This is a genomic window from Kitasatospora sp. NPDC088346 (assembly GCF_044740765.1).
Taxonomy (GTDB): domain Bacteria; phylum Actinomycetota; class Actinomycetes; order Streptomycetales; family Streptomycetaceae; genus Kitasatospora.
Window position 1 is genome coordinate 208,178 of record NZ_JBIURH010000002.1, and the last position, 22,018, is coordinate 230,195.

Here is a 22,018-nt window from a genome sequence, read left to right on the forward strand (position 1 = left end):
TCCTCCGGTCGGGTGGGTCGGTCGACATTCTGGCAGGGGCCCTTTGCAGCGGGGGCGGCGCGGGTTAGAGTCCGGATAAAACTTGCAGCGCTAGTTTATCGAGGTGTCCGCCGCCATGAACCTGGAACTCTCCGAGGAACAGGCCGCCGTCCGCGAACTGGCCGCCTCCTTCACCGACCGCGATATCGCCCCGTACGCGGCCGAGTGGGACCGCGCCGAGTCCGTGGACCGCGCGGTCGTCGGCAAGCTGGCCGAGCTGGGGTTCCTCGGTCTGACCATCCCGGAGGAGTACGGCGGCAGCGGCGGCGACCACCTCGCGTACTGCCTGGTCCTGGAGGAGCTGGGCCGCGGCGACTCGGCGGTGCGCGGGATCGTCTCGGTCACCCTCGGCCTGGTCGCCAAGTCGGTCAACGCGCACGGCACCGAGGAGCAGAAGCGCCACTGGCTGCCCCGGCTGACCTCCGGCGAGGCACTGGGGTGCTTCGCCCTCACCGAACCCGGCACCGGTTCGGACGCCGCCAACCTCACCACCCGCGCCGTCCGGGACGGCGACGACTGGCTGATCACCGGCAGCAAGATGTTCATCACCAACGGCACCTGGGCCGACGTCGCCCTGGTGTTCGCCCGCACCGGCGAGCCCGGCCACCGCGGCATCACCGCCTTCCTCGTCCCCACCGGCCTGCCGGGCTTCGGGCGGACGCTGATCCACGGCAAGCTCGGCCTGCGCGGCCAGGCCACCGCCGAACTGCACCTCGACGCCGTCCGGGTCCCCGACGGCGCGCGGCTCGGCGCCGAGGGCAAGGGCTTCGGCGTGGCGATGTCCGCACTGGCCAAGGGCCGGATGTCGGTCGCCGCGGGCTGCGTCGGCATCGCCCAGGCCTGCCTGGACGCGGCGGTCGGGTACGCGAGGGAGCGCGAGCAGTTCGGCGCGCCGATCGCCTCCCACCAGCTGGTCCAGGAGCTGATCTCGGACATCGCCGTGGACGTCGACGCCGCCCGCCTGCTGACCTGGCGGGTCGCGGACCACATCGAGCGCGGACTGCCCTACGCCACCGAGTCCTCGGTCGCCAAGCTGTACGCGAGCGAGGCCGCCGTCCGGGCCGCCAACAACGCGCTCCAGGTCTTCGGCGGCTACGGCTTCATCGACGAGTACCCGGTCGGCAAGCTGCTGCGCGACGCCCGGGTGATGACCCTCTACGAGGGCACCAGCCAGATCCACAAACTGCTGATCGGCCGGGCCCTGACCGGCGTCAGCGCGTTCTGAGAACCATCCCGCCCGGATAAGGAGCCCGAAGAAGTGCGCCCTGTCTACTTCGCCGCCGCCCGCCGCACCCCGATCGGGCGGCTGCGCGGTGCACTGTCCACCGTCCGCCCCGACGACCTGTCGGCCGCCGTGCTGCGCGGCCTGCTCGACGCCGTACCCGGTCTCGATCCGGCCCGGATCGACGACGTCTACTGGGGCGCCGCCAACCAGGCCGGCGAGGACAACCGCAACCTGGCCCGGATGGCCGCCCTGCTGGCCGGGCTGCCCGAGTCGGTGCCCGGCGCCACCCTCAACCGGCTGTGCGCCTCCGGGATGGAGGCGGTCACCACCGCCGCCCGGGCGATCGGCTCCGGCGAGGCCGAGATCGTGGTCGCGGGCGGCTGCGAGTCGATGAGCCGGGCGCCGTTCGTGCTGCCCCGCCCGGACGAGGCGCTGCCGCACCGCATGGAGACCTTCGACACCCGGCTGGGCTGGCGGCTCACCAATCCCCGGATGAAGGACCTGCACGGCGTGCTGTCGATGGGCGAGACCGCCGAGGAGGTCGCCGCCCGGTACGGCGTCAGCCGCGAGGACCAGGACGCCTTCGCGCTGCGCAGCCACCGGCGGGCCGCGGCGGCCCGCAAGGACGGCCACTTCGACGCCGAGCTGCTGCCGGTCGAGCGGCCGGACGGAGTGACGGTCACCCAGGACGAGTCCATCCGCGAGGACACCACCCTGGAGCGGCTCGCCGGGCTGAAGCCCGCCTTCCGGCCGGGCGGCACGGTCACCGCGGGCAACGCCTCACCGATGAACGACGGCGCCGCCGCCTTGCTGCTGGTCAGTGAACACGCTCTGAACGAGCTGGAGTTGGAGCCGCTCGGCCGGTACGCGGCGGGTGCCTCGGCGGGCGTCCACCCGGATGTCATGGGCATCGGTCCGGTGCCCGCCACCCGCAAGGTGCTGGACCGCCTGGGCTGGTCGGTCGGGGACGTCGAGGAGGCCGAGTTCAACGAGGCCTTCGCCGCCCAGGCACTCGCCTGCGTCCGGGAGCTGGGCTTCGACCCCGAGCTGGTCAACCCGTCCGGCGGCGCGATCGCGCTCGGCCACCCGCTGGGCGGCTCGGGCGCCCGGATCCTCACCACCCTGCTGCACCGGATGCGCCGCACCGGCGCCCGGCGCGGCCTGGCCACCATGTGCGTCGGGGTCGGCCAGGGCACCGCCGTCCTGGTCGAGAACGCCTGAACCCCCAGATCCTGCCAGAGCCAGATCCAGCAAGGAGAATTCCGTGACTCGTTTCGCAGGCAAGGTCGCCGTCGTGACCGGCGCCGCCCAGGGCATCGGCGCGGCCACCGCGCGACGGCTGGCCGAGGAGGGCGCGGCGGTGGCCGTGCTCGACCTCACCGCCGAGCGGGCGCAGGAGACCGTCGACGCGATCACCGCCAAGGGCGGCACCGCCCGGGCGTACGGCTGCGACGTCGCCGACTACGACGCCGTGGAGGCGGTCTTCGCGGCCCTCGCCGCGGACCTCGGCGGGCTGCACATCCTGGTCAACAACGCCGGCATCACCCGGGACAACCTGTTCTTCAAGATGGCCAAGGGCGACTGGGACGCCGTCCTGACGGTCAACCTGACCAGCGCCTACAACTGCAGCCACGTGGCGCAGAAGTACATGGTCGCGCAGAAGTACGGCAAGATCGTCTCGCTCAGCTCGCGCTCCGCGCTGGGCAACCGCGGCCAGGCCAACTACGCCGCCGCCAAGGCCGGCATCCAGGGCCTGACCGCCACCCTGGCGATCGAGCTCGGGCCGTTCAACATCAACGTCAACGCGGTGGCCCCCGGCTACATCGCCACCTCGATGACGGCCGCCACCGCCGAGCGGGTCGGCGCGTCGGCCGAGGAGCACCAGGCCCAGGTCGCCGAGCGCACCCCGCTGCGGCGGGTCGGGCAGCCGGAGGAGATCGCCTCGGTGGTCGCCTTCCTGGCGAGCGAGGACTCCTCGTACGTCAGCGGGCAGACCCTCTACGTGAACGGCGGCGCTCGCTGATCCATCGTCAGCTCACGGGCTGAGCAGGCCGGTTACCAAGTGCAGGGCTGCGCTTTACCTCATCGCGTGGCCTGCTGGGACCATCCGGACGGCCCCGCTCTGACTATGGAACGCCCGCTCCCCGGCCGATGGGATATGGGGGCCGGCCGGCTCGGCCGGCCCCACCCTCCCGAGGAGTCCCATGGGCATCACCCCCGCCACCGCGGGTCCCCGACGCTCCGTCACCGCACGCGCCCTGGCGCTGTTCGCCGTCGGGGCCACCGCCCTCACCGGCGCCACCGCCACCGCGCAGACCGTGACCGCCACCGTGGCCGCCGGCCCGGCCGGGCGGGCCGCGGTCCACGTGCGGCCCGCCTCCAGCGGCCACATCAGCCGGGCGGCGCTGGCCGCACCGATATCGACCTCGGACTGCGTGGCGAAGCTCGCGATCCACTGCTACTCGCCGCTGCAGTACCGGACGGCGTACAACCTCGGGCCGCTCTACCGGGAGGGCGTCACCGGCAAGGGCCGGACCATCGTCATCGTCGACTCCTTCGGCTCCCCGACCATCCAGCACGACCTGGAGGTCTTCGACAAGCAGTGGGGCATCCCGGACACCCAGGTCGAGGTGGTCAAGTGGGGCAACGTCCCGCCCTTCGACCCGACCAACGGGGAGCACACCGGCTGGGCCGGCGAGACCACCCTCGACGTCGAGTACGCGCACGCCGTCGCGCCCGACGCCCACATCGTCCTGGTGGAGACCGGCGTCGCCGAGACCGAGGGCGTCACCGGCCTGCCCGAGATGATGGACGCCGAGAAGGCCCTGATCAAGTCCGGCCGGGCCGACGTCATCTCGCAGAGCTTCGGCGCCACCGAGAACACCTTCCCCGGCTTCGCCCAGGGCGACTTCAAGTCCCTGACCGACCTGCGGTACGCCTTCCAGGCGGCCGCCGACCGGAACGTCACCGTGCTCGCCGCCTCCGGCGACGCCGGGGCGACCGACGCGATGGAGAACGGCAGCGACCTGTACCCGTACAAGGTCAACTCCTGGCCGTCCTCCGACCCGCTGGTCACCTCGGTCGGCGGCACCCAGCTGACCCTGGACAACGACGGGAAGCGCACCGCGCCCGACAAGGTCTGGCACGACGACTACGGCGCGGCGGGCGGCGGCGTCTCCGGCGTCTTCCCCCGCCCCTGGTACCAGCTGGGCGTCGCCAAGGTCACCGGCAACCACCGCGGCACCCCGGACATCAGCATGAGCGCGGCCGTGGACGGCGCCGCCTGGACGTACGAGTCCTACGACCCGGCGCGGGTCGGCTGGCACCTGACCGGCGGCACCAGCGAGGCCACCCCGATCTTCTCCGGGATCGTCGCGCTGGCCGACCAGCTCGCCGGGCACCGACTCGGGCAGCTCAACTGGCGCCTGTACGGGCTCGCGGCGCTGCCCCCGCAGTGGAGCGGCATCACCGACGTCACCACCGGTGACAACTCCTGGGACGTGGTGACGGGCTACCAGGCCACGAAGGGCTACGACCTGGCGTCCGGCCTCGGCACCATCGACGGCAACCGGTTCGTGCACTCGCTCGCCGGGCGCTGAGCCACGCCGCGGGGCGCGGACCGGAGCACTCCGGGCCGCGCCCCGCAGGCGCACCCGTGGCAGGCCGCGCAGCCACCGCCGTCGGTCCCACCGCCGTCGGTCCCACCGCCGTCAGTCCCCGAAGGCGGAAGCCGGCTCCGCGGTCCCCTCGTCCAGCGCCTCGGCCGCCGCCCTGGCCTCGACCAGCTGGCGCAGGTAGCGCTCGGAGGCCCGCAGCTTGCGGCCGTCCGGGCCGGGCAGATGGGCCCGCAGCTCGATGATGTCCGGCGCCACGCCGATCGCCTCGGCCGGGCTCCTGATCGCCCGCCAGCAGGCCTCCGCGTTGGTGGCCGCCTGCTGGGTGTCCGGGTGGTCCGGGCCCTCGGTGCGCAGCAGGGTCAGCGCGACCTCGCGGTACAGGTCGGCGGCCGCGGCCGGGCGGCCGGCGAGCCGGGAGACGTGCGCCCGGACCTGGCGCACCTGGAGCACCAGCGGTGCGACGGCGCCGAAGGCCGCCACCGCCCGCTCCTCCAGGTCACGGGCGAGGCCGCCGGCCGTGGCGTGGTCACCGTTGTCCGCGAACCGGACGATCAGGCCGATCTCCTCGCGGTAGACCGCCACCGGGTCGACCGCCGGCGCGTCGGCGGGCCGCTCGGCGTCCTGCTCCCCGGCGGGGCCCGCGGCACGGTCCGCCGGCACCGAGGGCTTGTCGAGCCGCACCACCGGCGGCGGTGCCGCGGCGGCGGCCGTCTTGGCGAGCGTGACCGCCGGAGCGGCCGGGTCGCCCACGGTCTTCTCCAGGGTGACCGGGCGGATCCGCCGGGGCGTCAGCGGCACGTCCGGCTTGAACAGCGAGACCGGCACCCGGGCCCGTCGGGCCTGCTCGGGCGTGGGCCGCGGCGGCACGGGCGGCTCGGGCTGGCGGGCCGTCGGCCGGACCACCCGGGTCTGCGGCTTGGGCATGACGGCCGCCGGCCGCGGGCCCTCGTACGGGCGCGGCTCGCCGCCGCCGATCTGCCGGGCGGTGTTGCGGAAGATCGGGCGGTCGGGCGCGTGCGCCGTCACCGTCACCACGTCGGCGCGCAGCACCGAGTGCACCTGCTGGCGCACCTGCTCGGGCGTCAGCACCGCTTCGAGGCCGGGCCGGCCGCCGTGCAGGGCCTCGATCAGGGCCCGGGTGAAGGTGCCGATCTGCTCCGGGTCGACACTGACGGCGGCCCACAGCGGGACGCCGTCGACCAGTGGGGTGATCGCGCTCTGCACCTGCGGCATGGCCGCCTGGTCGGCGCTCAGGTCGGCGATCACCAGGGTGTCCCACTCGGCGGGCCGGTGCCGCAGCTCGGCGGCGAGGGCCTGCCAGGGCAGGCTCTCGCCCGCCTTGGCGTCCCGCAGTGTCAGGTGCAGCTGGCCGCTGCGGCGGTCGGCGACCAGGTGCCCGCCGAGGTGCACCAGCAGCGGGCCGGGGTGCCGGGAGGCCGCCCGCAGGTGGGCGAGCACGCTCTGCGGGTCGCTGGCACCGGGCAGGTGGACGGCGTCGACGCCGTCGGCGGCGAGCAGCATCTGCGGCGGGACGGCGGCGAGCATCGCCGACAGCACCGGGGCCTGGCCCGAGCCGCCGCGGCCCCAGGGCCGGCGGCCGCCGCCGTAACCGCCCTCGACGACCAGGATCCGGCCGCGCGGCGCCCGGCCGCCGGGCTGCTCCGGCGCGCCGGCGGGGCCCGGTACGGGCGCGGGCCCGGGGGCGGTCGGCGGGAGCGGCGGCGGGAGCTGGAGGACGGGCATCGTGGTCGTCCAGCCGGTGGAGGCGGCCGCGGCGGGGGCGGTCGGCGGCTGCGGCGGGATCTGCGGCGGGGGGAGCGGCAGGGTGCGCTCCGCCAACGGCTCGTCAGGGGTCGCGTTGGGCACGGTCACGGTCTCGTCGAGGCCGAAGGGCCGCCACTCGCCGCCGCCAGGCGTCGTCGTCACGTCCGCCACTACCGGTCACCGCCCCGCCCGCCGCCGCGCGACGTCCCGCTGTCCACTGTGGCATCCGAGCCACGCCTGCTCGCCACCCTAAGGGGTCCTCCCGGGACCGAGCCAGGCCGGGTCCGCGATCACCCGGACGAGGTGGACGGCGGCGTCCCCGACGGGCCCCGGATCCGCCCGGTCCGGCCGGAGGTGACGGGCCGTGGGCCGCTCGGGCGCCGCCGCCCGGAGCGGAGCGGCCGTCAGACGGCGCCGGGGCGGACCTCCAGCAGGGTCTTGCCGAGGGTGGCCCGGGACTCGATCGCGGCGTGCGCGTCGGCCGCCCGGGCAAGCGGGAAGCGCTGCCCGATCAGCGGCCGCAGCCGCCCCGCGACCGCCTCGCCGAGCGCGAGCGCGGTGGCCCGGCGGACCAGCCCGGGCGAGGGCACCGGGCTGAGCAGGGTGATTTGGCGGGCCGCCGCCGCGTCCTCGCCGATCCCGGCCCACTCGCCGCTCGCCAGGCCGTAGCTGACCATCCGTCCGCCGGGCCGCAGCAGCTCGAAGGCGGCCCGGCCGACCGCTCCCCCGACGCCGTCGAAGACCACGTCGACCGGCGGGAGGTGCTCCGTCCAGCCGGTCCGCCGGTAGTCGACGGTCTCGGCCGCGCCCAGGTCCCGGGCGATGGCCAGCTTGCGTTCGCCACCGGCGGCGGCGACCACGGTGGCGCCGGCGGCCCGGGCGAGCTGCACCAGCAGGCTGCCCACCCCGCCCGCCGCCGCCTCCACCAGCACCCGGTCACCGGGCTTGACGGCGGCGGCGTCGAGCTGGAGCACGGCCGTCCGACCGTCGGCCAGCAGCGCGACCGCAGCGTCCAGGGCGAGACCCTCGGGCACGGCGTACAGCCCGTCGGCGGGGGCGAGCGCGTACTCGGCGTACCCGCCGGAGCCCCCGGTGGAGGCGATCACCCGAAGGCCCACCAGCTCCGGGTCGGCACCCGGCCCGGCCTCGACGACCACCCCGCCGACGCCGTTCCCGAGGACCAGCGGGGGCCGGCCCGTGAACGGCCCCCGGCCGGTCGCCCGGAACTGCGTCTCGACGAACGTGGTGTTCGCGTACGCCACTTCGACCAGCACCTGCCCCGGTCCTGGCACCGGTCGCGCCGCCTCGCCCTCGGCCAGCACCCCGGGCCCGCCGAACTCCTTCAACCACACTGCACGCATGACGCTCCCGACCTGATCGTTCGGCACTCAGGTGCGCCATCCTGCGACCTGAAGTCGGGTTGAGGTCAAGTGCCCGCTGTCAGTGCCTGCGGCGAGAGTGCCGGTATGACCGACGAGAACGCGTTCTGGACCCTGATCGAGGGTGCCCGCCGGCACAGCCCGGTCGGTTGCCTGCGGGCCGACTGGTTGGCCGGACGGCTCGCCCGGCGGCCCGTGGAGGAGATCGTCGCCTTCCAGCTCAGGCTGGACGAGCTGCGCGTCCCGGCCGGCGGCCCGGGCCTGCTGGCCGCAGCCCGGGTGATCCAGGGCGGACGGTGCTCCGACGACGGGTTCTGGTACTTCCAGGCCTGGCTGGTCGGCCTCGGCCGGGACGCCTTCCGGCGGGCCGTCACCGACCCGGACTCGCTCGCCGACGTCCCGGAGGTGCGGCGGCTGGCGGGGCGCCACCCCGACACCTGGACCAACGACGAGTGGCCCGAGTGGGAGGTGCTCGACTACGCGGCGGCCGAGGCGTACGAACGGGCCACCGGGGAGGAGGGGCTGGAGGACGCCGTCGCCGCCCTGGACGACGACAGCCCGCTGTGGCCCGAGCCCGAGGAGGAGCCGGCGGCGGCCGGGCCGGCGGCGCTGCCGCGGCTCACCGCGCTGTTCCCGCCGCGCGGGCCCGCGTGAGCGACGCCCTCGCCCGACCGCGGGCGCCCGGCCCGCGGTCGGTGCGGGATACCGTCACTGCGGCGTTGCGGTCGGTGCGGGATGCCGTCAGTGCGGGATGCCGCCGATCAGCTCCTGGGCGCCCTGCCGCTTGAGGGCCAGGGCGGTGGCGGTGCCGAGGTCCTCCGGGTCCAGCGCGCCGGCCCACTCGTGGGCGTCCAGGATCCGCTTGCCGTCGGGCGAGAAGACCCGTCCGCGCATGGACAGCCGGCCGTCCGGCTCGGCCTTGGCGTACCCGGCGATCGGCGAGTTGCAGTGACCCTGGAGGACGTGCAGGAACATCCGCTCGGCGGTCGCCTCGCGCCAGGTGTCTCGGTGGCCGAGCCCGGCGACCGTCCCGATCGTGGCGCTGTCGTCCTCCCGGCACTGGAGCGCCAGGATGCCGGCGCCGATCGGCGGGCACATCACGTCCACGGGGAGGATCTCGCTGATCCGGTCCGGCAGTTCGATGCGTTCCAGCCCGGAGACGGCGAGCAGCAGCGCGTCGGCCTCGCCGGCGTCCAGCTTCGCCAGCCGGCTGTTGGCGTTGCCGCGCATCGGCACGCACTCCAGGTGCGGGTGGGAGGCGGCCAGCTGGGCGATCCGGCGCACCGAGGAGGTGCCGATCCGGGCGCCGGTGGGCAGCTCGTCCAGGGTCAGCCCGCCCGGATGGACCAGGGCGTCCCGGATGTCGTCGCGGCGCAGGTAGGCCGCGAACACCGTGCCGGCCGGCAGCGGGCGGTCGGCGGGCACGTCCTTGAGGCAGTGCACGGCGAGGTCGGCCTCGCCGGCCAGCAGCGCGGCGTCCACCTCCTTGGTGAACGCGCCCTTGCCCCCGAGCGCGGCGAGATCCCCCATCCAGCGGTCGCCCGAGGTGGTGACGGGCACCACCTCGGTGACGATCCCGGGGTGCAGCGCGGCCAGTTCGGCCCGTACCCGCTCCACCTGGGCCAGCGCCATCGGGGAGGAGCGGGACACGATCCGGATCAGTTCAGCGGATGCCATGGCGCGATGATAGACCGTCAGATCCGCTGCGGATGAACCCGCCGGTCGGCGGCGGGTCCCGCGCGGTCAGCCGCCCGAGAGCAGGTCACGCAGGAGGGCGACGGTGTCCGGGTCGAGCTGGCGCCCGGTCCGGCGGCTGAGTGCGTCCAGCCGGTTGACGGCGCGGACCAGCTGGTCGCGGGCGCCGGCCGAGGCGTAGGCGTAGAACAGGTCGCGGTGCAGGAGTTCGACCTCCGGGGCGACGGCCAGCGCCCGGAAGATGGCGGCCTCCGCGGTGCGGTGGTCGCCGTACTGGAGGCGGCGGGCGGCGAGTTCGTGCGCGGTGTCGACGATCGCGGCGAGCATGTCCTGGCGTTCGGCCTCGGCCCAGCCGTAGGCGCCGGGCGCGGCCTCGGCGAACGGCGCGCCGCGGACCAGCGCGAGGGCGTGCGCCAGGGCGGCGTCGGCGGTGCTGCTGGTGCTGCGCATGCCGCGCCGGTAGAGGCTGCGGAACTCGTCCCAGTCGCAACTGACCGTGGGGGCCAGGGTGTAGCCCTCGGCCTGGTCGGCGGGGAGGAAGGCGCGGCCGTCCGCGGAGCTGCCGAGCCACTCGGCCAGTGCGGCGAGCTTGGTCGGCAGCGGGTTGACGGCGTGGCCCGCCGCGGTGGGGTGCGGGTCGAGGTGGGCGGCGCCCGGGTGCAGGCCGCGGTCGAGCTCGGTGTGGTCGGTTCCCGGGCGCAGCGCCAGGAAGGCTGCGAGTTCGGTGAGGTGCGGGAGGGTCGCCGGCTCGGCCGTCCCGACCGCGCCGAGCACGTCGACCGGGCCGAGCAGGCGGATCCGGGGGGCGGTGCGGGGGGTGTGGGCTTCCGGCGAGCGCAGGATGGCCAGCAGGTCGCCGCTGTCGCTGCGCGTGCCGCCGGGACGGTCCGCCGGGGTCTGCGGGGCGGGCGCGGCCCCGGAATCGGCTGCGGAGTCGGCTGCGGGCTCATGGGTGGGGGTGGGTTCGGGGGCAGGTTCGGGGACGGCCCCCGGGCCGGGCAGCTCGGGCCTCTCGGGCGGCGCGGGCGGCGCGGCGGCCGGTCCGGACGGGCGGACGGCCTGCAGCCCGCGGCCGTTGACGCTGTGCCGGGACGGCTGCGGCACCGCGGGGGCGGCCGGAACGACGGGTACCACCGGTGTCACCGGCGCCGGCGCCGGGCCGGCCGGGACGATGCCCACGAACGGACCGGCGCCGGTCCCGACCACCCGGGCGACCAGCCGCGGGCCGGTCTCCTCGGCCGTACCGCCGCTCCTCGCCCCGGCCCCGGCCGCCGAGCCGGACGCGGACCCGGCAGCGGGCCCGGCGCCACCGACACCGGCCAGCACCGGTACGGGGAGGGGAAGTTCGGCGGGCTCCAGATCGGCGCCGGGCCCGTCCAGGGTCCAGTCCGGCGCCGGGTACTGGCGGGTGTCCCCGGAGCTGCGGACCAGCTCGCCGAGGTGGCCGAGCTCCTCGCCGCTGAGCCGCTGCAGCTCCACCGACAGGTGCAGGCCGGGCAGGGTGGCCTGGCCGGTGCTCGGCAGCGTCCAGCGGGCGACCGGCCCGGCGCCGCGTTCGGGCGCCCTGGTGATCACCGCCAAGCAGGTCCGCGGGCGGCCGTCGAGCAGCCGGCCCAGCTCGGTGGGGACGGTCCCGGCCGGCGGCTGCGCCGACAGGACGATCTCCGGCACCCAGCTCTCGTCGGCGTGACCGCGGCTGCGGGCCTCCCGCGGGCTGGCCGCGTCGGCGGCGACCAGGGTGGCCCGGGCCTTGGCCGTCCGAGGGCCGAGCACGGCCAGCGCGGCCTCCATCGTCTCGTGATGGTGCACCCGTTCGACGGCGGGCCCGGCGATCGGCAGCTCGCCGCCGAAGCCGACCAGGTGCAGGTGGAGCCGGTCCGCGAGCGGGCTGTGGGCCAGCTCGACGGCGAGGGTGCGCAGCACGTCCCCGGCGTCGTCGGGGTGGCCGGACAGGTGCACCAGCCGGACGGTCTCCAGGTCGGCGAGGACCACCGAGCCGTCCGGTGAGCTGCCGAGCGTGACCAGCGCCGGGTACGGCGAGGAGGCCTTGGCGGCCTGGTGCGCGGAGAGCAGCTCGGAGGAGTCCTCCGGGCACCACCAGACGTTCGGGGCGTGCGCGGCCCGGAACGGGGCGATCGGTACGGCCGGCGCGGCGAGGTGGAGTTCGACGGTGCGCCCGGGGGTGACCCGGGCGGCGACCAGGGCGGGCAGCCGTTTGTCGGCGCGCACGGTGTTGCGGGACAGCGTCCGCAGGGCGCGGTTCAGGAGGTCCAGGGCCGGGCTGCTCTGCCGGGCCTTCAGTTCGGCCTCGAAGGCGGCGGCGGGCGCCGCGGGCAGCGCGATCCGGTGCCGGGGGCGGCGGGCGCGCTGCTGGTCGGCGCGGCGGCGGGCCACCGAGCCGATCAGCACGGCGGCCAGCAGCACGCTGACCCCGGAGGCGGCGAGGGCCACCGAGTAGTCGTCGCTGGGCTTGGCGCGGTGCTGGTCGGCCACCGGGACGGGGGCGTTCTCGGCGGGGGCCGGGGACGCGGGGGCCTGCGGGGCGGGGGCCTGGGAGGCCGGGGCCGGGCTGCTGGCCGCGGGGGCCGGGGTGGCCGGTGCGGGGGCCGGGTCCGGCGCGGGCGTCGACTCGGGGGCGGGGGCCGGGGTGGGCGCGGGCGCCTCGGGGGGCGTGACGGGCGCCGGGGCCGCGGGGGCGCCCGGGATCGCCAGGACCATGCCCGGCACCACGACGTCCGGATCGGTGAGCCGTTCGCCGTCCGGCGCCTGGGCACCCTTGTTGGCGTCGAACAGCTGCGGCCAGGCCTCGGCGGAGCCCAGCTCGCGCTGGGCGATGGCGGACAGCGTGTCGCCCTCGTGGACGGTCACCGACCCGCCGGCGTGCGGCGCGGCGGGGGCCGGCTGGGCGGCCGGCGCCCCACCGCCCTGCGGGCCCTGCGCGTCGTCGGCCTTGGCGTCGGCCGGCATCAGCAGCTTCCAACCCGGTTGGATCGGCCGGTCGGCGTCGAAGCGCGCCCCCGAACCGTCCATCACCCGGCCGTGGTTGAGCTTGGCGATCTCCTGCCAGCGCTCGCCGGAGCCGAGTTGGCGTTCGGCGATCGACCAGAGGCTGTCCGCGGGCCGCGCGTCGCGGACGGTGTAGCCGGCCTGCGGTTCGGCGGCGGGTGCGGCCGCCGGTGCGGCGGTCAGCTGCGCGTACTGCGGCGCGGCCGCCAACTGCGCCGGGGCGACCGCCTGGACGTGGGCCGGTGCGGCGGCGAAGGCCGAGCCGGCCACCGGGAGCAGGGCCAGCACCGAGCCGACCAGCCCGGCGGCGATCCGCTGGCTCCAGCCGAGCGCCGGGATCCGGCGGGCCACCCGGCCGCGCAGCTGGGCGGGGATCTCCAGCAGCACCGATCCCGCGAAGCAGAGCCAGGCCGCCCAGCCCACCGCGACCAGCGCCCACAGGAACAGCCGGCCGTCGTCCGGGCTGGTCAGCACGGTGCCGACGCCGCCCTCGACCGGGTCCCCCATGCCGATCACCGCGAGGGTGCCGTAGAGCAGGACGGCCGGCACCGCGCCGAGCAGCCCGACCAGGGCGGTCAGGGCGCCGAACGCGCCGAGGACCGACCCCGCGGTACGCCGCCGGCGGGCCGGTCCGATCCGGACCGGGCTGCGCCCGCCGGGGGCCGAACCGGCGTTGCGGGCGTGGTGGTTGGCTCGTCGCGCGGCCATCAGCCGTTCTCCGCTTCCGTGACGCCGTGCACCAGGACGGCCTTGCCGGTCCCGTGCACCGGGAGGGTGTCGATTTTGACCAGGCTGAGCAGCTTGGTGTCGTACGTGGAGTCGATGCGCACCGAGACGGTCCGGGGGTCGGGGAAGTCGACGTGCACCGTCAGGTTGCGGCCCGCCAGGTAGGCGTTGGCCGCCGCCTCCGCCTCGGCCTGCAGCACCTGGTAGCCGCGGCCCTCCAGCAGGGCGCGGCGGTCCAGTTGCTGGCCGGCCGCGCGGGCGGCCTCCTGCGCGAGCGCGTCGGTCTGCTCCATGGTGCGCAGCCGGCCGCCGAGGTCCAGCACGATGCCGAGCAGCACGACCAGACTGGCGGCGGTGATCGCCACGAACGTGGAGATCGCGCCCCGGTCGCCGTCGCGGCCGGCCCCGCCGTCACCGCCGTCACCGCCGTCACCGCTGCCGCGGCGCCGCGTCCGGTTGGCCCGGACCCTCATCGAAATCCCCCCTCGAACCGCTCAGTTGCCGCGGTACCGGTCGATCACCGAGGTGAACGTTCCGGTCACGGTCGTCTTCCCCGGCACGCTGCCGACATACATCAGGTCACCGAGCGCCACGTCGCAGCTGAGCCGCGCGGTCACCGTGCCGACCTCCCCGGTCGGGGTGCTGATCGTGCCGTACGTGAGCAACCTGTCCGTGTCCACCGTGCATCTCACCTGCCGCTCGTCCAGCATCGCGGCCACCGCCTCGGCGGCGGCCACCCTGGCGCCCTCCTGGTCCCGTGCGAGCGAGGCCGCCCGGGCGCCCGCCCGGGCGGCGGCGTCGATCACCCCCGCGGTGGTCTGCACCCGGCCGGCCGCCACCACGATCAGCACGAACGCCACCAGCACCGGTGCCAGCAGGGCGACTTCGACCGCCACGCTGCCCCGATCGCTACCCCGGCCGGGCCGCCGGATCACGGAGTGACTCCCGGCGCAGTGAAGCGCTCGCGGGGCGCACGGGCCGCGCGGGTGATGGTCCGGCCGTCGACGAAGGGCAGCACCGACTGCGTCCTGACCTCCACGACGACCTCCATGTTCTCCGCGTCCGAGCGGTCGTGCGACACCCGCTCCAACCGCGCCAGGTTGTCGAACCGGCCGAGGAACTCCCGTACCCGCGCGTCCGCGTCCGCCGGCGTGGCACCCCGGACCCGGCCGGCCTCGACCCCCTCGCGCGCGGCGGCGACGGCGGCCTGGCTGGCGTACCACCAGAGCGACGCCTGGACCACCATCAGCACGATGAACATCACGGTGGGGAAGAGGATCGCCAGGCTCAGGGCGACCGCGCCGCGCTCGGGCGGACGCGACAGGCGCGGGCGGTGGATCATCCCGCTTTGTCCGGCAGCGGAAGGTCCTTCGGGATGTTGTCCGTCGCCTTGTCGGCCAGCGCCTTGACCGCCAGCAGCACGGCCCCGGCGATCGCCACCATGACGATCACGGCGAGAGCCAGTTCGATGCTGATCGCCCCCCGGTCGCCGGCGGCCCGGGCGGTGCGCAGCCGGCCGAGCCGGTACCGCAGGACCGGGGCGCCGTGCCGCACGGGCAGCAGCAGCGGGAGCAGCAGGGCGGTGAGGAGCGGTGTCAGGAGGGGTGTCAGGGGGATTCTGATCCGGGTCATGGCGTGGTCTCCGGGACGGGGGCGGGTGCGTGGACGGTGCGTCAGTTCGATTGCAGCATCTGGTACAGCGCGGGGAAGACGATCAGGACCGTCATCAGCAGGGTGAGCGCGGTGCCGGGGGCCACCATCCGTTCGCTGTCGGTGTTGGCCCGGGCCAGTTCGGCGGCGAGGAGTTCGCTGCGCAGCCCCTCGGCGCGGGCCCGCAGGGTGTCGTACACGGCCGCGCCGTCGGTGCCGGAGATCCGCATGATGTCGGCGACGTCCTGGAGGGGGGTCAGGCCGAGCTCGACGGAGAGGGCGTCCAGGCCGTCCCAGGGCGGCAGCCGGTCGGTGGCGGCGCGTTCCAGGGCGTCGCGCAGCCGCCGGAACACGGCGCCCCGGCCGACGGCGGCGGCCCGGCGCAGCGCCTCGGCCGGTCCGCTGTCGGCGGCCCGTTCCAGGGCGACGAGCTCCAGGAAGGCCGCGATCCCGTGCAGGTACTCCGTCCTGGCCTCCTTGGCCTCGCCACCGACGATGCCGTCCGGCACGAACCAGAGCAGCGCGGCCAGCAGCGGACCGACCACCAGCGGCACGGCGAGCGGCAGTTGGAGGTCGGCGAGGGCCGCCATCGCCGAGAGGTAGCCCGGCAGCACCAGGCCGAGCAGGGCGAACAGCAGCTTGTGCGCCATGAACCGGGCCGGGGTGCGGCCGATCAGTGCGAGCTGCTGGTGGGGGATGCGGACCCAGGACAGGCCGAGCGAGCCCTCGCCGATCCGGTCGTACCAGGCGGCGCGGGCGGGCGTGCGCTCCGGCCGGGGGTCGGGGGTGCGGTGCAGCCGGTCGAGGGCCTGCCCGAGGTCCGGCGGGGCGGGGCGCAGTTCGGCGGCGAGCAGCGCGAGGCCGCCCGCCGCGGCGGCACCGGCCAGGACGGCCCAGGGCGAGATCACCGGAACTCCTTGAGCTGTGGCACCTCGTGCTGCGGGTCCCTCGGTCGGGGCTCGGTCGTCCGCTCCGGCTCGGCGGCCGGGCGGCCGTCGAGGGGGCGGCCGGCCTTGCTGCGGCGGTCGGGTTCGAGGATCCGCGGCAGCGGAGCGTGGGCGGCCAGCGAGCGCATCCAGGCGATCACCGCGACGAAGGCCAGGGCGACCACCGCCAGCACCACCTGGCCGAGCGCGGTGCCGTAGGGCCGGGTGTAGGAGGTGTTGAAGCTGCCCGCCACGATGACGAACAGGATGATGCCGACCAGCCAGCGGATGGTGGTCCGGTGCTTGGCCCGGTCGGCCTCGATGGCGCGGCGCTGCCGGACCTCCTCGCGGACCGAGCCGGCCAGGTCGGCCAGCGCGCGGGCCAGGCCCGGGCCGCTGTCCCCGGCCCGCAGCAGCAGCGCGGCGAGCACCTTGTCGGCGGTGGCGTCGGCGAGCTGGTCACCGAAGGCGCGCAGCGCGTCCTCAGGGCGCCAGCGGGCCTGCAACCGGGCGGAGAGGTCGGAGATCTCCGCCTCCAGGGCCGCCGGCGCCGTCCGGCGGCTGGTCAGGATGGCCTGGTTGAGGCCGACCCCCAGCAGCAGCACGTCGGCCAGCCGCTGGGTCCACTCGGCCAGCGCCTCCAGCCGCTCGATCCGGCGGGTGTCGGAGCGGGTGGCGCCGAACAGCCAGGGCAGCCCGAAGACGGCGGCCACCACCAGCACCGCGACCAGCGGGATGCCGGTGTACAGCCAGCCCAGTGGCGCCGCGGCCAGCGCCGCCGCCAGCTGGATCCGGCGCAGCCGGGCGAGCGCCGGCGACGCGGAGCCGGGCGCGCCGTACCACAGGACGTGGGCGCGGCCCGCCAGCGGATTGCGTTCGACCGGCTCCACCGCGGTGCCCCGCAGCCCGATCACCAGGGTCACCAGGCCGGCCGCCACCAGCAGTCCGCACAGCACGTACAGCAGCATCAGCGCAGCCCTCCGATCCGCAGGTTCAGCGGGCTGCCCCAACTGCCGTACGCGGACTGGAGCAGCCCGGCGTCGAAGCCGACCCGGCGCAGGTCGTCCAGGCAGTTCGGCGGGGTGTGCGGGACGGCCCGGGGCTCGCCCAGGTCGGGGCGCGGGCCGAAGACGGTGTTCATCGCGGGGCGGCCGGACTCGCCGAGGCCGGTGACCTCCAGGACGTGCGAGACGAAGCGGTGCCGGCGCCCGCCGACCGCCGTCTCGTCGACCATCGCGACGTGCACGATGAAGTCGACGGCGTTGGCGGTGAGCCGGTACGCCAGGGTGTCCGTCATGTGCGCGCCGTACTCCAGGCAGAGTTCGGCGATCCGGTCGACCACCATCTGCGGGCCGCGGGCGTGCAGGGTGCACATCGAGCCGCCCTCGCCGTTGGTCATCACCCGCAGCATCGGGACGACCTCGGCCGAGCGGACCTCACCGACGATGATCCGGGAGAGCGTCATCCGCAGCGCGGCCGGGATCAGCTCACCGATCGTCAGCTCGCCGGCCGCCCGGCCGTCGACCCGCTCCCCGTTGCCCTCGCGGGCCTCCATCGGGACCACCTGGCGCAGGTGACCGAGGGTGTGCAGCCACAGCTCGAACTCCGACTCCAGGGTGCCGACCCGTTCGTCCGGCGGGATCTCCGCGGCCATCGCGCGCAGCAGGCTGGTCTTGCCGACACCCTGGGTGCCGGTGATCACGACGTTCTTCCGGGCCCGGATCGCGGCGGCCAGGAAGGCCGCCAGGGTCGGGTCGACCGTGCCGAGGCCGACCAGGTCGGCCAGGCTCGCGGAGGCCACCCGGTGCCGTCGGATCGCCACGTACGGCCGGGGGGTGACCTCGGTCAGCGCCTGCAGACGCATCCCGCCCTCCAGCCGCAGGGCGAGCGTCGGGCTCGCCGTGGACAGCGAACGCTCGCCGCCGCCGTGCTGGCGGGCCAGGTCCTGGAGCAGTTCGACCAGTTCCTCGTCGGTGTCGGCCACCGGCGGGACCTGCCGCAGCGGCTGGTGCACCTTGGAGATCCACACGTCGTCGCAGCCGTTGATCAGGATGTTCTCGATCTCCGGGTCGTCCAGGTACGGCTGGAGCCGCCCGGCCCGGAACAGGAGGTCGAAGACGGCCTCGGCGAGCGCCCGGTCCTGCTCGCGGGTGGGCGGGATGCCGTGGGTCTGCGCGTAGGCGTCGGACCAGCGGGCGACCGCCTCCTCGATCAGCGCCCGCCCGCGCTGGCGGCGCCCGGCCCGGTCGACCTCGGTGTCCGCCGCGCCGTCGTTCAACCGGGAGAGCTGCTGGTGCAGTTCGGCCGCCACCTGGCGCTTCAGCTCACGGGCCACCTGAGGGTCGACGGCGGGCCCGACCGCGGCCGGGCGGAGCGCGGCCACCGCGTGCGGAGCGGGCGCGGCGGGCCCTGCGGGCGCGACGTGGGCGGTGGGCCGCACCGGGCCGGTGGGCGTCTGCTGCGGCCTGGGCGGCTGGGGCGGCGCGCCCCAGGGCAGCCCGGCGGGGTCGGTGCCCACGCCGGCGCCCACACCGGGGTTGACGCCGTTGTTGACGCCGGGGTTCAGCGGGCTAGCGCGCACGGAGCACCTCCCCGTACGGCCCGGGCTGCTGCGGGGTCGGGAACGGCGCGGGGGCCGGCGGCTGCGGTGCCGCGGGCGGCGCGATGTGCGGCCCGGCCGGCTGCGGATGGGCGAGCGGCTGCGGGTCGGGCGCCTGCGGGTACCCGGGCTGCGGGTACACCGGCTGGGCGTACGACGGTTGGGCGTACGCCGGCTGGGCGTACGCCGGCTGGGGGTGGCCGGGCTGCGGGTACGCGCCCTGGCCGTACCCGGGCGGCTGCGGCGCCCACGCCTGCCCCGGCGCGGGGACCGGCCCGGGCACCGGGCCTGGGACCGCGGCGCCCGCCGGGGCGGCAGCCGCGTGGCCGAGCCGCTCGCGGCGCCGGGCCGCCAGGTCCTGGATCCGGTCGACGGCGCTGCGCGCGGTACGCATCAGCTCCGAACGGATGAACCGCCGGTCCGCGGTGTCCCCGCCGTCGGAGAGCACCCGGGCGGTCCGCGGGGCGTGCGGCAGCAGCCCGAGTGCCGGTACGCCCAGCTCGCGCGAGATGTCGGCGACCGGGTACGGCCCCTCGGCGATCAGCAGGAGCCCCAGCGCGTCCGCCCCCGCCCCGGCGGCCGCCAGGTCCTCCCGCAGCGCGGCCAGCCGGGGCCGGACGGCGCTCAGCCCGCGCAGCGTCGTCCGGGCGGTGACGGCCACCACGTCGGCCCGCCGGGCCAGCACCGCGCTGGCTCCGGTCGCACCGGAACGGCCGAGGTCGAGGATCACGTCGTACCCGTGCGGTTCCAGCGCGTGCAGCGCCTCGACCAGCGGCTCCCAGGTGTACGCGAGCCCCGGCGCCTGGGCCGGGTCGGTCAGGCCCGGCAGCAGCAGCCGGTCGCCGGTGCCGTCCGGCGACAGGTCGATCAGCTGGTCCCAGATGGACTGGACGAGCAGCCCGCGCCGGTCCGCGACGGCCAGGTTGCGCAGCCCGTACACCGCCTCGACCCGGCCCTCCAGAGCACCCGCCAGCACCGCGCCGCCGTCCGGGTCGCACTCGGCCAGCAGCACCCGCCGGCCGTGCTGCAACGGCCAGGCGAGCAGCAGCGCGAGAGCCGTACTGGTGGCACCCGGCGCGCCGGTTCCACCGACGACGGCGATCACTGCCATCAGGCGCCACTCCCCTTGCCGGCACTGGGGCTGGGGCCGGCACCGGCGCTCGGGCCGGCGCCGCCCTGGGGCTGGGCCGGAGCGGCGCCCTGGCCGCCGCGCGGCGCCAGGATCACCTGGAAGTCCCCGGTCGCCACCCAGGCCGCCAGCCGCGGCCCGTCCGCGGGCCCCACGGCGACGTCCACCACCTGGGAACCGTCGGTGTCCGGCTTGCCCACCGCGGCGACCACCGCGGGCAGCGTGTCCGGGGTGCGGACCCCCGCCTGGTCGGACTTGGCGGGCGTGAAGACGATCAGCACCTGGAGGCCCGGCTGCAGCCGGGTGGCCGGCAGCTGGGAGCGCTTGGCCGCCACGCCGACCGTCTGCTGGCCGGGCTGCACGGCCGGATCGGCCGTCAGGTCGGCCGGCAGCACCAGCGCCCCGCGCCGGAGGTCCGTGGTGGCGCGCAGCCCGACCACCCGCGAACCATCCCGGGCGTCCAGCGACTTGAGCACCGGATCGCCGGCGATGTGCGCCACCACCAGGTCCTCCGCGGTGATGGTCTGCCCCATCGGGATGTCCCGGGCCGCCACCAGCACGGCGATCCGCTGGCCACTGCTGTTGTACAGCACGGCCCCGCCCAGCCCGCCGGCCGCGATCAGCGCCACGGCCATCGCCAGCACGGCGGGGCGCCGCCGCCGGGCACCCAGGTTGCGCGACGGCGTGCGCGGCGCCGGACGCGCGGGCTCAGCCACGAGCCCTGCGGTGCCGGGGCTCGGCGTCGGGATGGTGCGGTTCTCCACCGGGCTTCGGCCTTTCGTACGGAGGCTGGACTGGGCTGTGCCGAGGTTCAGTTGAGGACCTGGACCTCGCCGACCCGCAGCGGCAGCGGGACGTCGGTGGGGCGCTCGTAGTCGAACGCGTTGATCCGGCCCCCGGTGTCGGAGCGGGTGATCTCCACCCGCCAGACCAGGGTGGCCGTCAGGGCGTAGGAGTGGTTCGGCTTCCGGGCCGAGCCGGTCGGGAAGACGTGACCGCAGGACGGCTGGGCGTTCGGGTCGCCGCCCGCCCGGTACGGCGTACCGGGGTCCTTGCAGACCGTTGCGGCGGCGCCGTCGTCGGTGTCCCACCGGACTTCCTTGAGGGTCGCGGTCGCCGTCGCGGTGAGGGTCGGCCCCTTGGCGGTGGCGCTCTGCGGGCCGCGGGTGGTCGCCGTCGGGGTGTACCAGAGCCAGACCGGCAGGCCCACCACGGCGGTGCCCTCGGGGGCTGCGTGCAGTTCGGGTGCATCGAAGTGGATCTTCGCGAAGGCCCGGGCGCCGAGCTGGGCCGGCGTCTCGGGCGGTGCTCCGCCGGGGGCCTGCGGGAAGAAGGTCAGCGGCTTGGTCGACAGCTGGCCCCCGACACCGCGGCAGTTCACCTCGTAGACGGCACCGTCGGCGGGCTGGTGGCCGGCCCAGGCCGGGTCGCCGGCGGGCGGCTGCGGCTGGGAGGCCCGGTAGTAGCAGCCGTCCGAGGAGCTGAACCAGCCGAGGTCGTCGTCCCAGCAGGGCCACTCCTGGCCGTTCCAGCTGCAGGTCTGCACCCCGCCCGAGCCGCCCCCGGAGCCGCCGCCGGTGTGCCCGGGACTCGGTGTCGAGCCCGGCTCGGTGATCACCACGCAGATGTCGCGCACGGTGCAGGGGTTCGACTCCCCGGAGGGGTCGTCGGCCGTGGCCGGGACGAGCCCGGCGGTCAGGAATCCGACTGCGGCGACGAGGCAGACGACCGGCCGCCAGAACGACTTCAACATGTCCGACCCACTTCGCGTTGGAAGTCCACAATCAGCCAGCGGCCGTCGGCCTTCCGTAGACCGACGGTCGCGACATATCGGGAGAGCCGTTCCCGGGGATCCCTGGTCGCTCCGGTGGCGGGATCGGCCTGGTGCCAGCCGGTCACGTCCAGGCAATCCTCGATCACCGCGGTCTGCGGATCCTTCGTCAGATCAAGGCTCTTGAGAACCGGAGAGTTCCGGGGCGCACCGATCATCACAAGTTTTGCCTCGTGCAGCTGGTGCAGGGAGGCCACGGCCTGACTCAACGCTTGACCCGACGAGTAGACCTGGAGCTGGGAACTGTCCGAATCTGCGCGCCCGAACGTCTCGGTCTGTGCCGCCCACCAGCTCTGATACGTCCTCAGGGCGACCCGGCCGATCGCCCCTTCCGGTCCGTCCGTCGGCGCTGCCGACTCCGCACCCGAACCACCCGAAGGGGTTACCCCTTTCACGGTGGGAACAGTCGCCACAGGAGTACCCAGGCGTTCC

General features: G+C 75.7%; 20 protein-coding genes. 5 read left to right on the forward strand and 15 right to left on the reverse strand.

Annotated features, from left to right (window positions below):
• Window positions 1-115 precede the first annotated feature (115 nt).
• From ACIOFR_RS04520 to ACIOFR_RS04535, 4 genes are all read left to right on the forward strand, one after another.
• On the forward strand, window positions 116-1,264 hold the full coding sequence (locus tag ACIOFR_RS04520) for an acyl-CoA dehydrogenase family protein (protein ID WP_400992816.1): 1,149 nt from the start codon (window positions 116-118) through the stop codon (window positions 1,262-1,264).
• Window positions 1,265-1,297: 33 nt separating this feature from the next.
• Entirely contained in the window at window positions 1,298-2,485 is a 1,188-nt protein-coding gene (locus ACIOFR_RS04525; protein WP_400992368.1) for a thiolase family protein, read from the forward strand.
• Window positions 2,486-2,528: 43 nt separating this feature from the next.
• Window positions 2,529-3,287, forward strand: coding sequence for a 3-oxoacyl-ACP reductase FabG (fabG, locus tag ACIOFR_RS04530; protein ID WP_400992369.1), 759 nt, complete (start codon window positions 2,529-2,531; stop codon window positions 3,285-3,287).
• Window positions 3,288-3,468: 181 nt separating this feature from the next.
• Window positions 3,469-4,863 (forward strand): S8 family serine peptidase, encoded by a 1,395-nt coding sequence (locus ACIOFR_RS04535; protein ID WP_400992370.1) that lies wholly within the window; start codon window positions 3,469-3,471, stop codon window positions 4,861-4,863.
• A 111-nt stretch (window positions 4,864-4,974) separates the two neighbouring features.
• Here ACIOFR_RS04535 and ACIOFR_RS04540 read toward each other — a convergent pair whose 3' ends face one another.
• On the reverse strand, window positions 4,975-6,807 hold the full coding sequence (locus tag ACIOFR_RS04540; protein ID WP_400992372.1) for a hypothetical protein: 1,833 nt from the start codon (window positions 6,805-6,807) through the stop codon (window positions 4,975-4,977).
• Window positions 6,808-7,049: 242 nt separating this feature from the next.
• On the reverse strand, window positions 7,050-8,006 hold the full coding sequence (locus ACIOFR_RS04545; protein ID WP_400992373.1) for a zinc-binding dehydrogenase: 957 nt from the start codon (window positions 8,004-8,006) through the stop codon (window positions 7,050-7,052).
• A gap of 105 nt (window positions 8,007-8,111) precedes the next feature.
• On the opposite strand from ACIOFR_RS04545, the gene ACIOFR_RS04550 reads away from it, so the two are divergent.
• Window positions 8,112-8,678 (forward strand): DUF4240 domain-containing protein, encoded by a 567-nt coding sequence (locus tag ACIOFR_RS04550; RefSeq protein WP_400992375.1) that lies wholly within the window; start codon window positions 8,112-8,114, stop codon window positions 8,676-8,678.
• 87 nt (window positions 8,679-8,765) lie between these two features.
• On the opposite strand, the gene hemC is transcribed toward ACIOFR_RS04550, so the two are convergent.
• The 13 genes from hemC to ACIOFR_RS04615 all read right to left on the reverse strand — a co-directional run bounded on the left by hemC (window position 8,766) and on the right by ACIOFR_RS04615 (window position 21,981).
• Entirely contained in the window at window positions 8,766-9,701 is a 936-nt protein-coding gene (gene hemC, locus ACIOFR_RS04555; RefSeq protein WP_400992377.1) for a hydroxymethylbilane synthase, read from the reverse strand.
• Between the two features lie 66 nt (window positions 9,702-9,767).
• Complete coding sequence (locus tag ACIOFR_RS04560; RefSeq protein ID WP_400992378.1) at window positions 9,768-13,433, reverse strand: LysM peptidoglycan-binding domain-containing protein; 3,666 nt, start codon at window positions 13,431-13,433, stop codon at window positions 9,768-9,770.
• Complete coding sequence (locus ACIOFR_RS04565; protein ID WP_400992379.1) at window positions 13,433-13,924, reverse strand: hypothetical protein; 492 nt, start codon at window positions 13,922-13,924, stop codon at window positions 13,433-13,435. Before ACIOFR_RS04565 ends, ACIOFR_RS04560 begins: the two co-directional genes overlap by 1 nt.
• A gap of 21 nt (window positions 13,925-13,945) precedes the next feature.
• Window positions 13,946-14,347 (reverse strand): TadE/TadG family type IV pilus assembly protein, encoded by a 402-nt coding sequence (locus tag ACIOFR_RS04570; protein WP_400992381.1) that lies wholly within the window; start codon window positions 14,345-14,347, stop codon window positions 13,946-13,948.
• Window positions 14,348-14,382: 35 nt separating this feature from the next.
• Window positions 14,383-14,793: a TadE/TadG family type IV pilus assembly protein gene (locus tag ACIOFR_RS04575; protein ID WP_400992382.1), complete on the reverse strand. Its 411-nt coding sequence runs from the start codon at window positions 14,791-14,793 to the stop codon at window positions 14,383-14,385.
• Window positions 14,790-15,083 (reverse strand): hypothetical protein, encoded by a 294-nt coding sequence (locus tag ACIOFR_RS04580; RefSeq protein ID WP_400992383.1) that lies wholly within the window; start codon window positions 15,081-15,083, stop codon window positions 14,790-14,792. Before ACIOFR_RS04580 ends, ACIOFR_RS04575 begins: the two co-directional genes overlap by 4 nt.
• Before the next feature lie 41 nt (window positions 15,084-15,124).
• Window positions 15,125-16,009 carry a hypothetical protein gene (locus ACIOFR_RS04585; RefSeq protein ID WP_400992385.1) on the reverse strand — a complete coding sequence of 295 codons (885 nt, stop codon included), beginning with the start codon at window positions 16,007-16,009 and terminating at the stop codon, window positions 15,125-15,127.
• A complete protein-coding gene (locus tag ACIOFR_RS04590) occupies window positions 16,006-16,995 on the reverse strand; it encodes a type II secretion system F family protein (protein WP_400992386.1) in 990 nt (329 codons plus the stop codon). The genes ACIOFR_RS04585 and ACIOFR_RS04590 overlap by 4 nt, the downstream gene beginning before the upstream one ends.
• Window positions 16,995-18,608, reverse strand: coding sequence for a CpaF family protein (locus tag ACIOFR_RS04595; RefSeq protein ID WP_400992388.1), 1,614 nt, complete (start codon window positions 18,606-18,608; stop codon window positions 16,995-16,997). The genes ACIOFR_RS04590 and ACIOFR_RS04595 overlap by 1 nt, the downstream gene beginning before the upstream one ends.
• Window positions 18,598-19,737: a hypothetical protein gene (locus ACIOFR_RS04600; protein ID WP_400992389.1), complete on the reverse strand. Its 1,140-nt coding sequence runs from the start codon at window positions 19,735-19,737 to the stop codon at window positions 18,598-18,600. The genes ACIOFR_RS04595 and ACIOFR_RS04600 overlap by 11 nt, the downstream gene beginning before the upstream one ends.
• A complete protein-coding gene (locus tag ACIOFR_RS04605) occupies window positions 19,737-20,471 on the reverse strand; it encodes an SAF domain-containing protein (protein ID WP_400992391.1) in 735 nt (244 codons plus the stop codon). The genes ACIOFR_RS04600 and ACIOFR_RS04605 overlap by 1 nt, the downstream gene beginning before the upstream one ends.
• 95 nt (window positions 20,472-20,566) lie before the next feature.
• Entirely contained in the window at window positions 20,567-21,508 is a 942-nt protein-coding gene (locus ACIOFR_RS04610; protein WP_400992393.1) for a hypothetical protein, read from the reverse strand.
• Window positions 21,502-21,981 carry a hypothetical protein gene (locus ACIOFR_RS04615; RefSeq protein ID WP_400992395.1) on the reverse strand — a complete coding sequence of 160 codons (480 nt, stop codon included), beginning with the start codon at window positions 21,979-21,981 and terminating at the stop codon, window positions 21,502-21,504. Before ACIOFR_RS04615 ends, ACIOFR_RS04610 begins: the two co-directional genes overlap by 7 nt.
• Window positions 21,982-22,018: the final 37 nt, after the last annotated feature.